13 protein-coding genes are annotated in these 14,668 nt (G+C 44.9%); 8 read left to right on the top strand and 5 right to left on the bottom strand.

Features of this window, described 5'->3' with window-relative positions; all coding sequences use genetic code 11:
• The 4 genes from IM515_RS20065 to cax all read left to right on the top strand — a co-directional run.
• On the top strand, window positions 1-368 hold a 368-nt coding region (locus IM515_RS20065), incomplete at its 5' end, for a hypothetical protein (protein ID WP_287628347.1).
• A gap of 112 nt (window positions 369-480) precedes the next feature.
• A complete protein-coding gene (locus IM515_RS20070; protein WP_287628346.1) occupies window positions 481-1,965 on the top strand; it encodes a site-2 protease family protein in 1,485 nt (494 codons plus the stop codon).
• A 157-nt stretch (window positions 1,966-2,122) separates the two neighbouring features.
• The gene (locus IM515_RS20075; protein ID WP_002786683.1) at window positions 2,123-2,746 is read left to right on the top strand and encodes a YdcF family protein; all 624 of its coding nucleotides are present in this window, start codon (window positions 2,123-2,125) and stop codon (window positions 2,744-2,746) included.
• 27 nt (window positions 2,747-2,773) lie between these two features.
• A complete protein-coding gene (cax, locus tag IM515_RS20080) occupies window positions 2,774-3,862 on the top strand; it encodes a calcium/proton exchanger (protein ID WP_287628345.1) in 1,089 nt (362 codons plus the stop codon).
• Between the two features lie 2 nt (window positions 3,863-3,864).
• Here cax and rsmG read toward each other — a convergent pair whose 3' ends face one another.
• Complete coding sequence (gene rsmG / locus IM515_RS20085) at window positions 3,865-4,542, bottom strand: 16S rRNA (guanine(527)-N(7))-methyltransferase RsmG (protein WP_287628344.1); 678 nt, start codon at window positions 4,540-4,542, stop codon at window positions 3,865-3,867.
• A gap of 29 nt (window positions 4,543-4,571) precedes the next feature.
• Between rsmG and IM515_RS20090 the strand changes: the two genes are divergently transcribed.
• Complete coding sequence (locus IM515_RS20090; RefSeq protein ID WP_287698152.1) at window positions 4,572-4,727, top strand: hypothetical protein; 156 nt, start codon at window positions 4,572-4,574, stop codon at window positions 4,725-4,727.
• A gap of 70 nt (window positions 4,728-4,797) precedes the next feature.
• Here the strand turns inward: IM515_RS20090 and IM515_RS20095 are convergent, their stop codons facing one another.
• A complete protein-coding gene (locus IM515_RS20095; RefSeq protein ID WP_190358273.1) occupies window positions 4,798-5,445 on the bottom strand; it encodes an ABC transporter ATP-binding protein in 648 nt (215 codons plus the stop codon).
• 85 nt (window positions 5,446-5,530) lie between these two features.
• Here IM515_RS20095 and IM515_RS20100 point away from each other — a divergent pair, with 85 nt between their 5' ends.
• Both IM515_RS20100 and IM515_RS20105 read left to right on the top strand, forming a co-directional pair.
• On the top strand, window positions 5,531-6,445 hold the full coding sequence (locus tag IM515_RS20100) for a Sll0314/Alr1548 family TPR repeat-containing protein (RefSeq protein ID WP_193959868.1): 915 nt from the start codon (window positions 5,531-5,533) through the stop codon (window positions 6,443-6,445).
• A gap of 503 nt (window positions 6,446-6,948) precedes the next feature.
• On the top strand, window positions 6,949-7,989 hold the full coding sequence (locus IM515_RS20105) for a fatty acid desaturase (RefSeq protein WP_287628342.1): 1,041 nt from the start codon (window positions 6,949-6,951) through the stop codon (window positions 7,987-7,989).
• Window positions 7,990-8,319: 330 nt separating this feature from the next.
• On the opposite strand, the gene IM515_RS20110 is transcribed toward IM515_RS20105, so the two are convergent.
• On the bottom strand, window positions 8,320-9,906 hold the full coding sequence (locus IM515_RS20110) for a serine/threonine-protein kinase (protein ID WP_287628341.1): 1,587 nt from the start codon (window positions 9,904-9,906) through the stop codon (window positions 8,320-8,322).
• A 302-nt stretch (window positions 9,907-10,208) separates the two neighbouring features.
• A complete protein-coding gene (locus IM515_RS20115; RefSeq protein WP_287628340.1) occupies window positions 10,209-11,699 on the bottom strand; it encodes a UDP-N-acetylmuramoyl-L-alanyl-D-glutamate--2,6-diaminopimelate ligase in 1,491 nt (496 codons plus the stop codon).
• A gap of 434 nt (window positions 11,700-12,133) precedes the next feature.
• Between IM515_RS20115 and IM515_RS20120 the strand changes: the two genes are divergently transcribed.
• Window positions 12,134-12,880, top strand: a complete 747-nt coding sequence (locus tag IM515_RS20120) for a DUF4079 domain-containing protein (protein ID WP_287628339.1) — start codon at window positions 12,134-12,136, stop codon at window positions 12,878-12,880.
• Window positions 12,881-12,920: 40 nt separating this feature from the next.
• On the opposite strand, the gene IM515_RS20125 is transcribed toward IM515_RS20120, so the two are convergent.
• Complete coding sequence (locus IM515_RS20125; protein ID WP_287628338.1) at window positions 12,921-14,312, bottom strand: DUF7305 domain-containing protein; 1,392 nt, start codon at window positions 14,310-14,312, stop codon at window positions 12,921-12,923.
• Between the last annotated feature and the right edge of the window lie 356 nt (window positions 14,313-14,668).

The raw sequence follows: 14,668 nt of genomic DNA on the forward strand, positions 1-14,668 counted from the left end.
CCTGTTTTCAATTTTTAGATTATTTGCAATTTCACAATTATAATGGACATGGATATGATTGGAAGGGTTCTGTTAAAGTAACAAACGCTCCCTTTGCTGTCATCAAACGTCCTCCTATTAGTCGTCGTCAACTTCACCTGAGGGTTTTTTCTAAAGGTGGTAAACGACGTAAATATGGTGGCTCTACCACAAGACATGGGTTCCGTAAAGGAGATTTAGTTTCTTCTCCCAAAGGAATTGGTTATGTTAGTGGAGATACCGAAAAACAGCTATCTGTAAGCGATACCAGTTGGAAACGATTGGGACAGATAGCTATTAGCAAGATTCAGTTAATTCGTCGTTCTAACGGTTTAATTGTTTCTCACTAACTTGTATAAAGCCGCCCTCCGCTATCGCTAAAGGGCGGGGTTTCAGACCCAGTTTTTCGATGACCAGGCCGGCTGAAATTAGCCGCTTTTTATTCAAGAGAAAAGAGCCGATATGGAAATGTGGTTGTTATTAGGGATTCTTGGCGGTTTCACCTATTTTATCGTCAAGCGTAGCGTGGCCAAAATCACGACAACACCAATATGGTTAATTTGGTTAGTCCTGATGACTCCGGCTCTAATTTGGACCGGCTGGACGTTAATCTATGGAGAGGATACTCCCATACCGGCATTTTTGCTGTTCGGTCCTTTTGTGATCTGCCCTTTTCTGTACTGGTGGTTAGTACAAAAGGGTCGGGTTACTCCCCAAGAAAGTCCCCCATCACCACCAAAAACAGCGAATTTAGTCCTAGAAAATATTGATAATCCTGCACCTAAAAATGATTTAAAACCGATCACTGCCGAAGAGGAAAAATCCCTACGAGATTGTTTTCCTTGGGGTGTTTATTATCTGCAAAATATCGATTATCGTCCCCAAGCAATTCTCTGTCGGGGGAAATTGCGAGCGGTTCCCGAAGAAGCTTATCAAGTGATTAAAAACAATGTGGAAAAGGTTTTTGGCGATCGCTTTTTATTGCTTTTCCAAGAAAGTTTTCAGGGACAACCTTTTTTCGCTCTTGTGGCTAATCCCTGGCAGCAAAAAACAGAAACTATAGAAACTGAAAAAATTACTCGCCCCTTTCTTGCCTTGGGTTTATTGTTATTAACTCTCTTAACCACCACAGTCATCGGTGCGGTATTAAGTGGCATTACCACCCAACAATTAGAAAATAATTCTAGTTTATTATTGCAAGGTTTACCCTACAGTTTAGGCTTAATTGCTATTTTAGGACTGCACGAATTCAGTCATTATTTTACAGCAGTTAAATATAAAATTAAAACTACTTTGCCCTATTTTATCCCCATTCCTTTCTTCCTCGGCACCTTCGGGGCTTTCATTCAAATGCGCTCCCCGGTTCCCACCCGCAAAGCTTTATTTGATGTGGCAGTGGCCGGTCCTTTGGGGGGTATAATCATCGCTATTCCTCTACTGTTTTGGGGATTGTGCCTCTCGGAAATAGTTCCCCTAACTAATCAAAGCAGTTTATTAAATTTTCAGTCCTTAAATCCGCAGTTTTCTTTTTTCTTGTCTATCGTAGCTAAACTAGCTCTCGGCAGTAATTTAATCGCAGGAAAAGCCATCCATTTACATCCTTTAGCGATAGCCGGTTATGTGGGAATTATCGTTACAGCCCTAAATTTAATGCCCGTGGGTCAATTGGATGGTGGTCATATTGTTCACGCCATGTATGGGCAGAAAACCGCCATAATTATCGGTCAATTAACTCGATTATTCATGTTTATTTTAGCCCTAGTGCAGCCAGATTTTTTACTCTGGGCGATTATTCTCTTATTAATGCCAGTCAGCGATCAACCTGCTTTAAATGATGTGACTGAATTGGATAATAAACGAGATTTATTAGGCCTATTTTCCCTGGCTTTGTTATTAAGTATTTTGCTACCCCTTCCTGAAGCGGTGGCCCGTTGGTGGGGAATGTAAGCGACCGCATCAATCAACCTGAGTTCTGGGAAAATTATCGGTCAGTTGGGGAATAAAATCCCCATCTCCCACGTCAATGTGAGTTCGATGATCCTCACCCTCGATCACTTTAATCCACAAAGCTGAAGGCTGACAACCGCTCACCGATCACTGATATATGGTTCTCAAGGCTAATTCTCAGGGAAAAAAGCGAGTTTCTCTGAAAGGGAAGTTAGGCAAATCTAGGTTAAAATTGCTGGCTATTCCGCTAATTTTGGCGAGTTTAGGCTGGTTATACCACGATTTACGTCAGCAGTGGCTAAAACCGGAAGCGATTTTTGTTTTGGGAGGTCATGCCGATCGAGAACGTTTTGCGGCAAAATTAGCTAAGGAATATCCCGATCTACCGATTTGGGTATCTTCCGGTAGTCCGCGACGATATGTGAAAAAGATTTTTAAAAAAGCGGGAATTCCCCTAGAACGTCTCCATCTCGATTACAATGCGCGAGATACTGTCACTAACTTTACTAGCCTAGCCGATCAACTGAAAGCCCAAGGTATTGATAGTGTCTATCTGGTCACTTCCGATAATCACATGAGAAGGGCGCGATTAGTGGGAGAAATTGTTTTTGGTAGTCGCGGAATCGTGATTAAACCGGTGACTGTTCCCTCCCAATCACCCCCCGAACCCCTAGAAAAGTCGCTCAGAGACGGTTTTAGGGCAATATTATGGATAATAACCGGTTCTACTGGGGAATTTTGGCTAAAATCCGATTCTAGTCCCCATCTCCGATCGAAATAAAATTATCTTGACAAAATTACCCACTTTATGTTAAGCAAAAACACCATTTTCGCCATCCTATTAATTTTTGTGCCGCTATCGATCGCCGGTTCCCTGTTACACTGGAGCGGAACAGTTGTTTTTATCACCGCTTGTCTAGCCATTATCCCCCTAGCGGCCTACATGGGGGAAGCCACGGAAGCGATTGCGGTGGTGGTCGGGCCAAATATTGGCGGTTTGATGAATGCCACTTTTGGCAATGCCACAGAATTAATTCTCGCCTATGTCGCTTTGCGGGAAGGTTTTATCGATGTGGTAAAAGCGACGATTACTGGCTCAATTATCGGTAATTTACTCTTAGTTATGGGATTATCGATGTTTTTAGGCGGTTTACGCTTCAAAGAACAGGAATTTCAACCGATAACCGCTCGTTTAAATGCTTCAGCCATGAATTTAGCGGTGGTGGCGATTCTTTTACCCACTGCCGTGCAATTTACCTCCACGGGAGTCGGGGAACCAGTCCTGCAACGTCTATCCGTGGCCGTGGCAGCGGTGTTAATTTTCGTCTATGGTTTAAGTCTCTTGTTTTCCATGAAAACCCACACCTATCTCTATGATGTCGGGATTGCTGGTATCGAGGAGGAAAGTGCTGGAGAAAACCCCGCAAAGCCGAAAATCTGGTTTTGGTCTTTGATTTTATTGATCGTTACCATCGCTGTGGCCGTAGAATCGGAGTTATTGGTGGCATCCCTAGAGGAGGCTACGGAACAGCTAGGTTTAACGGCGCTGTTTACTGGGGTAATTCTTTTGCCTATTATCGGTAATGCGGCCGAACACGCTACGGCCGTCACCGTCGCTCTTAAGAATAAAATGGATCTATCGGTATCTGTGGCCGTCGGGTCCAGTATGCAGATCGCCCTGTTTGTGGCTCCAGTTTTGGTTATCATGGGTTATATTATCGGTCAGCCCATGGATCTAAATTTTAATCCCTTTGAGTTGGTGGCAGTGGCTGTAGCGGTGTGGTTGGCTAATTCGATTAGTAGTGATGGGCGATCGAATTGGTTGGAAGGAATGTTACTCTTAGCTACCTATGCTATCCTCGCCTTGGCTTTCTTTTTTCATCCTCTCACCGCTTAGAGTTATCCCTTGCCGATATATAGACAATGACGGACACTTTGGCTTAAGGGAGTGGTAAAACTGGCAATTTCGAGGATTTTACCGCCGGCTTTCTCTAGATTCTTCTCTAAACTCAAACTATCCTCCGACGACCACTGACCACGATAGAGAATAGCGATTCCGGTCTTTTTCAGGAAAGGCAAAGCATAGTTAACACAGATATCCACATTAGCTACCGCACGCAAACAGACGATATCGTAAGCAGAGTTATGTTTAAGGTTTTTCCCGACGATTTCCGCCCGACCTAAACGAGTTTTCGTGTTATTTAACTCTAATTTGTCAATAACTTCTTCAAGAAAATTAATCTTTTTTTGGGTGGAATCTAAGAGAGTCACCGACCAATGGGGATAGGCGATCGCAATTGGCACCCCCGGAAATCCGGCCCCCGTCCCCAAATCAATGACTGATAGGGATTTTGTCAATAAATCTGGCTGGGATTTTTGTAACCAAGCTAAACCCGATAAAGAATCCCAAAGATGTTTTTCCCAAAACTCCTCCGGTTGGGTAATTCGGGTGAGATTAAAACGTTGATTACCCTCTAAAATCAACTCATAAAGTTGTTGAAATCGCGCTTGTTGGGCCCCATCGGGTTGCCATTCTAGGGTTTCTTGCCAAAGGTCAAATAATTCAGGAAGGATCATTAATTCGGGTTTGCTGAAAAAGTTTGTTGGTGGGGTTAGGAGCCGGTCGTCAGGAGTCAGGAGACAGGAGATGGGGGAATGGGGAAGTGGGGAAGTGGGTAAGTGGGGAAGTGGGGAAGTGGGGAAGTGGGGAAGTGGGGAAGTGGGGAATTTCAACTAAAAACCCCAATACCCTAAAACCCTAAAACCCCAACACCCCCCGAACGCGGACGCAGTGACCACCCCAACACCCTAAAACCCCAATACCCTAAAACCTCAACTATCTGTTTTTTCACTTTTTACTTCCCTCAAATGTCCTTGTTCAATTTTCCAGTGACGGTCAGCAATAGGCAATAATTCCCCAGCATCGTGACTAACTACTAATAAAGTCCAGTGTTGTTTGAGACTAGCGAGAAGTTTGGCCAATTGACGACGCATCGACCAATCTAAACCGGCCGTAGGTTCATCGAGAAGTAACAGATTAGGCTGCCGGATTAACTGGACAGCGAGGGATAAACGACGCTGTTGACCCCCACTAAGATTATGGGGAGAAGTATCCAGGGGAGTATTTTCTAATCCTACCTCCTTTAAGGCCGCCGTTAGGCGATCGCTTTTAATCTCTGGATGACCGAGACGCAACTCCTCAAGGATGGTTTTACCGCAAAAATGACGTTCAGGAAACTGAAAAACGATTCCTCCTAATTGTTGCAGGTGCAGCACCGTTAATTCTTGGTCGCGCCAGTGAATCGTCCCCGCCGTTTTATCGGCAAAGCCTGCTAAAATTTCCAAAAGAGTCGTTTTTCCAGAACCACTGGGCCCGACAATCAGACCTAATTCTTGGGGCGCTAATTCGAGATTAATCCCCTGTAAAATGGGATTGAGGGCAGCGGGAGGATGATAAACCACATCTTTGAGATAAAGCATTGACAGGAAAATAACTGGAAATTAAGTCTAGAAACTCGTTTCTATTGTGACAGATTTTTTCATTCGCTCAAGGAGACTTTTGACCATGGTGCTGAGGTTAGGTTTAACTAAAAAAATGGCGATCGGTGCTTCGCTGGCTGTTATGGTAGTGGTTAACTGGATTGGTCCCGGGTTAGCTGGAGATCCTTTCCGCAAAACCAATCCCCGACCGATTGGTGATAAGACCGAGGCCGCTTTTAACGCTATTTTTAAACAAGGTAATTATCTAGAGGCAAAAAAATTAATTGTTGAGGCCACGGAAAAGGAACCCCAAGAACCTTTGTCCCATGCTATGCGCGCCTCTCTTGCTTTTACCGACCAGGATTGGAACACCCTCAAAACCTACTCCGAGAAAACTAAGGAAGCGGCCAAACAAATGCAGGATAGCGACCCTTTGAGGGGAAATTTGTATCTCGCGGTGGGGAGTTTTTTGGAGGGAACCTACGTTTTTCAAACCGAAGGAGCAGTATCGGCTATCCCCAGATTACAACAGGTGTTTCAGTATTTGGAAACCGCAGAAAAGGTTAATCCTACGGATCCAGAATTGAACCTGTTAAAGGGTTATATGGATTTGATTTTAGCGGTTAATCTGCCCTTTTCTAGTCCCCAAGAGGCAATTCAACGGCTAGAAACATACGGGAGTCCCGATTACTTGGTCGATCGAGGTATAGCTCTAGCTTACCGGGATTTAAAGCAGTATGATCAGGCTTTGCGGTTTATCGATAACGCTCTGAAAGCGACCCCCGATAATCCGGAATTAATGTATCTGAAGGGTCAAATCCTGAGAATTCAAGGCAATACGGATAAAAATACTGGCTCTTTGAAACTGGCACTAGATTACTTTAATAATGCCCTGAAAAAACAGGAACAACTCCCCGAATCGGTCAAAAAACAGTTAAATCGCGAACACCGTAAGGTACAGGAGGAGATTAAATCCCTAGAAAGCACCGCTAATCGTTAAAAAATGCCTAAAAATAGTCAATATTTAGGTTTTTTTATCAGTTATCATTTTTTGAAGGCAAAAGGCAAGAGGCAAAAGGCAGCCGTCAAGGGTGCATCTCAGATTTGCAGGAATACCGACAATCAGCAATTATCAGTGACTCTTAGATGATGACAAATGTATCAGCAGCTGCGTGTAAGCATCCCACCGAAAAACTAATGCGCTCCGGGGTTTGGGGGGTATAACCCCCCAAAAGCTGGGATTGAGTGGTAAAATCAGAAACAACGCCCGATTTTAGCAGGGGAGTTTCCCCGTAAAAATCCCAAGCCGTCAAATTTTGCCAAAACAGAAAATCTCCTCTTATGGTATATAAAGTAAAGGATTATTAAGCTTCACTGGAAGTTTATTAATTAAAGTTAAAAATATATTGACAAAAAAGATGGCTTGTGGTAGTAGGCAGAATTTAGCCAAACCTCCTAGCTGATTTCTTGTCAAGGGTTCACCTAAGTGTAATTGGAGATTTCATGACGGCAACGACGGATAAATTGCATGGGGAGTTGATCACCTCGATCGAGCCAGACTTTAAACTGAAAGATATTATTAAAAGCATTCCCAAAGAATATTTCCAGAAAGACCCAGTTAAAGCTTGGTTTGGTGTGATTACGAATATTTTGGCGGTCATTGCGGGTTATGCAATGCTAGTTTATTCTCCCTGGTATTTACTGCCTTTAGCTTGGATTTTCACGGGTACAGCTTTAACGGGATTTTTTGTGATCGCCCATGATTGCGGTCATCGGTCTTTTTCTAATCGACCCTGGGTTAATGATCTTGTCGGTCATATTTTCCTCTTACCGCTTATCTATCCCTTCCACTGCTGGCGTTTCCTCCATGATCGCCATCATGCTAAAACTAACATGGTAACTATAGATAATGCTTGGGATCCGTGGGAATTAGAAGCTTTTAACTCGGCCAACCCCTTAGTGCGTCTCTTTTATCGCGGCATTCGCGGCCGTTTCTGGTGGCTCGGTTCGATCGCCCACTGGGGCATTCTACACTTCAATATCGAACAATTCAAAGAGAACGAACGGGAAAAAGCGCGCTTTTCGATGATTGTAGTTCTGGTTTTTGCCGCTATTTTTTTCCCAACCCTAATTTTCTACACTGGTGTCTGGGGGTTCGTTAAATTTTGGGTGGTGCCTTGGTTTGTCTATCATTTTTGGATGAGTACCTTTACCCTTGTCCATCACACAGACCCCGATATTCAATTTTACTATCCCGAAGAGTGGAATCAAGCTTTAGCGCAACTAGAAGGGACAGTTCACTGTAGTTATCCCCGTTGGGTAGAAATTCTCTGTCACGATATTAATGTCCATATCCCCCATCATATCTCGACGGCGATTCCTTCCTATAACCTCCGCAAAGTTCACGCTAGTCTCCAAGAAAATTGGGGGAGTCACCTGAAAGAAACCAAGTTTTCTTGGGCATTAATGCAGCGAATCGTTGATTATTGCCATATTTTCGACTCCGAAACCGCCTACAAAACCTTTAAGGAAAGCCGCGGTTAAATCAGTGATCAGTGATCAGTGATCAGTTATCAGTGGGTAAGTTATCAGTTATCAGATTTGAGTTTTAAGTGGGGTTTGCTGAAAAAATCTAAAAACCTTGTTGGGTAAGACTTTTATACTTTTTTCCCCTCAAAAAGTGCCAGCCATTGCGGGGATCGGGGGGAAAATTCCGGGACTTTTTCCCTGAAAATTAGGTAACTGACTACCTCAAAATCGGTAAAAAACCACACCCCACACCCTGCCCCCAGGAAAAGCTTTTTGCCGCAAACCCTAATTAGGGTCTGCTGATCACTGTTTACTGATTACTGTTTACTGATCACTGAAAAAAGATTACCAGAAACTGCGTTTACCATTGGGCATAACTGTTAACCAATTGGTTTTTGCCAGGGCGATTTGTTCTCGAGTTACTTGGGCATCAGAGAGATTAGCCCCGCAAAGATTAGCATCTTTGAGATTAGCGTAGCGAAGATGGGCGCCAGTGAGATTAGCCCCGCGTAAATCGGCCCCTTCCAGGTCTGCATAACCGAGATAGGCATTATTTAAATTGGTATTTTTGAGAATAGCTTGACTGAGATTAACCCGGCCCAGATCCGCATTGGACAGATCCGCCCCTCGTAAATTAGCTCCTGTTAATTTGGATTGACAGAAATTGATGCCAAAAAGTTTGGCTTTGGCCAGATTGAGATTTGGTAATTCCTCTTGGGCGAAATTGCGCCGGCCGTTATTGTAAGCATCGAGAATCGCTTTTTCATCTAAGCGGGGTTTTTTCTTCAGTAGGGTTAGCTCTGTGCTGCTGCGGGCTTGACTTTTATTCAATACATTTGTATTAATCAGTGAAAAAGCCATCTGTCCCCCCAGCATATTATCTGGAGAGTCCTCTGGATTTTTATTTTTGGGACGAAATTTAGACTTGAGACGGCCAGAAACGGAGGAAGTGGCTATCGAACCTGAATCTTGTCGGGGGGGCTGGGAAGTAACCATTGGAGCGGCGATTAAACTTTGGGCTAGACTATCGGCATAAGCCGTCATGTCTAAAGCATCCATTACCTCTTGGGCGGATTTGTAGCGATGACGGACAGAGACTTCCAGCATTGTTTTCAGGACTTTAGCAAACTGGGGACTCACCTTGACTAATTTTTCCCAGAGTAATTCACCTGTATTAATATCAACTTCGATCGCTTTAGGAGATTTGCCCGTGAGTAGATAGAGACAGGTAGCTCCCACCGCATAGATATCACTAGCGTAAACGGGACGCATGGCCATCTGTTCGGGGGGGGCAAAACCTTGGGTACCCACGGCAAAATTAGTGAAAGCGGTTTGAGAATCGGCATTGGCCATGACGCTATTAACTTGATTTTTGACAGCCCCGAAGTCAATCAGAACCAATTTTCGGTCTGTTTGCCGACGAACTAGGTTAGCGGGTTTGATATCCCGATGAATTACCTTTTGCTCGTGGACATATTTCAAAATCGGCAAGAGTTCACTTAAAAACTGTTTGACTCCCGCTTCGCTAAACGGTCCGCGTTTTTTGACCTCTTGGTGCAGGTTATGACCTTTAACGTATTCTTGAACTAGATAAAACTGTTGATTATCTTCAAAATAGTCCAATAATCGGGGAATCTGCGGATGAACTCCCAGTTTGGCCAAGGTGGCCGCTTCTCGATCAAAAAGTTCCCTCGCCATGCGAAAAACATTAGCATCTTGAGGGGGAGGTTGCAGTTGTTTGACCACACAGAGGGGCTTATCTGGTAGGGACAGATCCGATGAAACAAAAGTTGCCCCAAACCCACCTTTCCCCAAAATGCGTAGGGTTTGATAGCGGTCGTGCAGAAGAAGTTTTGAACCGCAACTCTCGCAGATTAACGCTGTCGGGGCGTTTTTCGGTTGAGTACAGTTGGGATTAAGGCAGTAGGTCATCTAGAGCCACCAATTGACCGATCTTTTTTACTAACACACCTTAACAATGAACTTTAAGAGATTCTCCTCAAGAGGGGGTATCTCCCAACGTCTAAAGCCAGAGGCCTCAGACAATCAAAACGCCTGTAACGCCTTTTTTGTGTCATTGCTTAGTCAAGACAGGGGCAACTTATCAAGATAGCGGTTGCTCCCTAACTAGGATTTGCACCTAAACCCTTCCAGCTTATCACATATTTTAACATTGGCTACTTCTGCCAATTGTCAACTAATGTTAGCTTTTCTTGATAATTGATCATCCCTCATCACTTTTTCCCTTTCATCAAAGCGGCCCGGGCCTGTTCCCGGTCATCGAAATGGATTTTTTCCGTCCCCAAAATTTGATAATCTTCGTGACCTTTACCCGCAATAATTACTCCGTCTCCCGGTTGTGCTGCTTGAATAGCGGTGTCAATGGCCACAGCGCGATCGCTAATTACCTGCACGGTAATTTCTGGGGGAATGCCAGCGATAATATCCTCAAGGATTCGTTCGGGAGACTCTGTGCGAGGATTATCGGAGGTAACTATGGCTAAATCTGCTAATTCGGCCGCTATTTTCCCCATTAACGGTCGTTTTGTCCGATCTCGATCGCCGCCACAACCAAAAACACAAATCATCCGACCGGAAATAAAAGGCCGGGAAGCTTTTAAAACATTCTCTAAACTGTCGGGAGTATGGGCATAATCGACAATGACGCTGATATCCTGGTCGGGAGCGGTGCTAACCCGTTCCATCCGCCCTGGTACTCCTGAAAACTGAGGAATTTGACCGATTACTGTCCCTAAATCTACACCACATTCTAACACTGCCGCCACCGCCGCTAAGAGGTTAGCTAGATTATATTGACCCACCAGAGGAGAAGCAAAGGCTATTTCTCCTTGGGGAGTCACCATCACCCCTTGAACTCCCGTGGGTTGATAGTGTAAATCTTTAGTATAAAAATCGGCACGAGCATCGGACACACTATAGGTTAAAACCTGTTGGGGAGACAGGGAGGCCACTAAACGTTGACCATAGGCATCATCAACGTTAATAATCGCCTTACCTTGCAGATAATCGGTACTAAATAATTTAGCTTTAGCGGCAAAATAATCCTCCATATCGAGGTGATAATCGAGATGGTCCCGGGTGAGATTGGTAAACACCGTCACGGGAAAAGTACAACCCTGTACCCGTCCCTGGGCCAGTGCATGGGAACTAACTTCCATGACGGCGATTTCATTGCCGGCGCTCACCGCTTTGGCCAAACTGGCTTGTAACTCGTTAGCGAAAGGGGTGGTATGATTAGCAGTTTCTTGGAATCCTTGCCAACGGGTGTAAAGAGTCCCGAATAACGCGGTGGGAATCCCTGCTTGGCTGAGAAAATATTCAATTAGATGGGTGGTGGTGGTTTTGCCGTTGGTTCCCGTCACACCGATTAATTTTAGGGTAAGGGCCGGATAATGATAAAATTTGGCAGCGATCGCAGCAGTGGCAGTAACTAAATCTGCCACAACGATTACGCAAGCATCCTCCGGGGGGGGAAATTTAGCGGCGGCTGCCGGGGAGATAATCGCCGCTAGGGCCCCGGTTTCCAAAGCGGAACGCCAAAATTCGCCGCCATCGACGCGAGTGCCAGGTAAACCGATAAATAAATCTCCCGGTTGACAAGCATGGGAATTGGTGGAAATTCCTGTAATCTCGGTAATAGAAGCGATAGGAGAAGAAATCGGGGAAACCGGAGTGATATTTGTCAAAAGTTCTTGTAGTTTCATAGTCAGGATTGAATCTAGGGATTGCTGCTTTTAGATTAGCCGATAATCAAAGAGGTTCCTAGTCCGAAATGGGAAGTGGGTTTTTCAGTGATCAGTAAACAGTAATCAGTAATCAGTGAACTGAAAACGCACATCTGATAAGGCTCTCTTGTACTTTGTGGGAAAATGTGGGTATTCTTGATAGTTTCTTGGGTAAGTAAGCACTGAAAGCCTTATCCAAAGACCGTTTGAAAAGCCATAAATTTTGCTTATCACACGAAACCCAAGAGAGCCTCTGATAACTGATAACTGATAACTGATAACTGAAATCCCCAAAACCCTATCACCCTATCTCCTGCCTTTTGCCTTTTGCCGACCGGCTCCTGATATCTGCGATAAGCTAAAAAAAACAAGGCTATAACTGGTCAACTGCTGACGATTTTCGGGATATTTATATGCAATTAGTCGATTTTCTGGCTCTCATTCATCCTGTCCTAGCGATAGTGGTCGTTTTCCCTATTATCGGCCTCGTAGTTAACTTTGCTTGGCAAACCCGTCAACGTCGCCTAGAAACCAACGCGGGAAATAAAAGTAAAATTCCGCCAGTGGTCGGGCCGGAACATCTACGCTTAGGCCGCTGGTTAACGGGTACAGTGGTAGGGGTTAACCTGTTAGCACTAGCTTACTCGGTCGTTTACGGGTTTAATGGTTTTGTCGATAAACAAAAAGATGGAAAATTAGACTCCTTTCAGGTCATTTTTGTGATTTTGATGTTTTTTGTCACCATTGCCTCTTTGGTCTGTCTCTACCGCGCTAGACAAGCTCTCTGGCGCGGAATTTTTGCCACCTTGACTGGCATCGGTTTAATTATTATCGGTGCTCAGGATGGGGTCTGGCGACTCTCGGCCCAATGGTATTGGTCTCACTACTATATCGGTATGGCGGCATCAATACTGATGATTTTCTCTCTGGCAATTGTCGAAGATATCTATAAAGACCGCTCCCATCGTTGGCGCATCGCCCATACAATTCTCAATTGTATCGCTCTGGCTCTCTTTCTGGGACAAGCCATGACCGGTTCGAGGGATTTACTGGAAATTCCCCTCAGTTGGCAAAAACCGGCAATTTATCGCTGTGATTTCACCAATAAAACCTGTCCTGAACCGAAATCCTCAACCCCCCTCATTAACCCGATAAGTTAAACTTTTTTAGGGACTGGGAGAGGGTGAAGCAGTCGCGAAATTAATTACACTCAGATTTACCAGGAGCGGTATCGATGGGTTCCTCACACCAATTGTCAATACCACCAAGCTGGGGAAATGGGGGTCTCAGGTCTGCGATTAAGTCAGCCCATTGTACCCCTTGGGTCACAGCTACAGCACCGCTAGTTGAGGGACAGCCTGAAATTTTGCCCCAATCTTTACCCCAGGCAGCACCGGTGAAACCAGTACCAGTTTTACCGAGGGAATAGTTAGGAGCAAAGATAAACGCTTGTAGTGTTTGGTTTCCTGTCAGACAAATGGAACCTGATTCATTATAGGCATAAATCTGTAGATTGCCCGAACAGCCTTTATCACCACAATTGTGTTCGATCGCACCCTTAATATCACCTTTAACATAAAAAACTACCCGTTTCCCCGGAGTAATGGTAATCTTATCCTCATCTTTCAAGTTGATACTATCAACGCTATACTCGTACACCTGGCGGTCAGAATCAGTGTCTCTGGGAAAAATTTTCTGAGCAGGCAAAAGAGGACTGGTAAGCTTTCCTAGGTCTGGAATACCCTCGGGAGTCGGCGGTAATTTGGGGAAACGGACACCGACAAATTGCGCTGTGTAGGGGGGACTGGTTACAGTGCTGGGCTTTTGAATCTTACCTTGGTTAATATTGCATTCTGGGCTTTCCACCTCCTCCACCACATCCCCTTCAAATTTAGCACCATCGTCCGCATTTCCCTCACTTATCCATAAAGCTGGGACCGTGGTGCGGTTAAATGCGGGGGTAGGGGCATTAAGAATAGGGATAGTTACCACCACGCGGTTACGGGAGGCGGCATTATCGTCACTATCTATATTGCGATCAGTCTTAGTTAGGTCTGTTGCGGCACTGGTGCGAGAACGTCCTTCGAGGGTGAGAACTCCCCGGCTGGTCACAGGATTATAATCATATCTAACCACACGATAATAACGATTATTATCGAGCTTAACCCAATTACTACTAGCCAAACCTCTTAATTCAGCGATTTTTTCCGGCAGGGTAGCAGCCGCCTCGGGATTACTACAGGCGGCGGCATCGACTAATTTTTTTAAATCTTTTTGTAAATCGTTACTGGGATTAGTAACCACTTCGGCGTTCTTCCAACAGCTGCGAGTATCACAGTTACTATCACTATTAAACCTCGCCATAACTCGAACGCTATTCAGTAAATCCTGCACGCGAGCCACTCCAACTTCGGAACTTCTTAAAGCATCAGCCCGGACTTTTTGGGCAATTACTTTCGATTGGTCCCCTTGGGCGCGCATGATCATAGTTATTCCTGTCACCATGAGGATGAGTCCAATTAACACGGCAAGAGGCAAGGCAAACCCCTTTTCCTTATTAGCCATCAGGTGAAGGTATAAACGATTGTTCATAAGCCAGTCCATCTAAGAATGGTTACTTTTACTACAATACTATCAATTTTTGGTCAAGTGAAAACTGTGAGAATACAGGAATAGCACTGTGAGTGAAATCACAGACTAAGGCCAGTTGATAGGATAATCAGCCAGTAATTTTTCGATAAGTATGTAGGCGTTAAAAATTATTATCAGACACCCCCCTTATCAAGGGGGGACTAAGGGGGGATCGGCATCCCCCTTATCAAGGGGGGCAGGGGGGATCGGCATCCCCCTTATCAAGGGGGGCAGGGGGGATCGGCACCCCCCTTATCAAGGGGGGACTAAGGGGGGATCGGCATCCCCCTTATCAAGGGGGGCAGGGGGGATCGGCA

This window comes from Microcystis sp. M44BS1, from assembly GCF_020244875.1.
GTDB classification, from domain to species: Bacteria; Cyanobacteriota; Cyanobacteriia; order Cyanobacteriales; family Microcystaceae; genus Microcystis; species Microcystis panniformis.

Coding starts and splice junctions, on each gene's coding strand:
- IM515_RS20110 (WP_287628341.1), bottom strand. CDS start 9,906: ATGACCTACTGCCTTAATCCCAACTGTACTCAACCGAAAAACGCCCCG.
- IM515_RS20125 (WP_287628338.1), bottom strand. CDS start 14,312: ATGAACAATCGTTTATACCTTCACCTGATGGCTAATAAGGAAAAGGGG.
- IM515_RS20105 (WP_287628342.1), top strand. CDS start 6,949: ATGACGGCAACGACGGATAAATTGCATGGGGAGTTGATCACCTCGATC.
- IM515_RS20095 (WP_190358273.1), bottom strand. CDS start 5,445: ATGCTTTATCTCAAAGATGTGGTTTATCATCCTCCCGCTGCCCTCAAT.
- IM515_RS20070 (WP_287628346.1), top strand. CDS start 481: ATGGAAATGTGGTTGTTATTAGGGATTCTTGGCGGTTTCACCTATTTT.
- IM515_RS20115 (WP_287628340.1), bottom strand. CDS start 11,699: ATGAAACTACAAGAACTTTTGACAAATATCACTCCGGTTTCCCCGATT.
- cax (WP_287628345.1), top strand. CDS start 2,774: ATGTTAAGCAAAAACACCATTTTCGCCATCCTATTAATTTTTGTGCCG.
- rsmG (WP_287628344.1), bottom strand. CDS start 4,542: ATGATCCTTCCTGAATTATTTGACCTTTGGCAAGAAACCCTAGAATGG.
- IM515_RS20075 (WP_002786683.1), top strand. CDS start 2,123: ATGGTTCTCAAGGCTAATTCTCAGGGAAAAAAGCGAGTTTCTCTGAAA.
- IM515_RS20100 (WP_193959868.1), top strand. CDS start 5,531: ATGGTGCTGAGGTTAGGTTTAACTAAAAAAATGGCGATCGGTGCTTCG.
- IM515_RS20120 (WP_287628339.1), top strand. CDS start 12,134: ATGCAATTAGTCGATTTTCTGGCTCTCATTCATCCTGTCCTAGCGATA.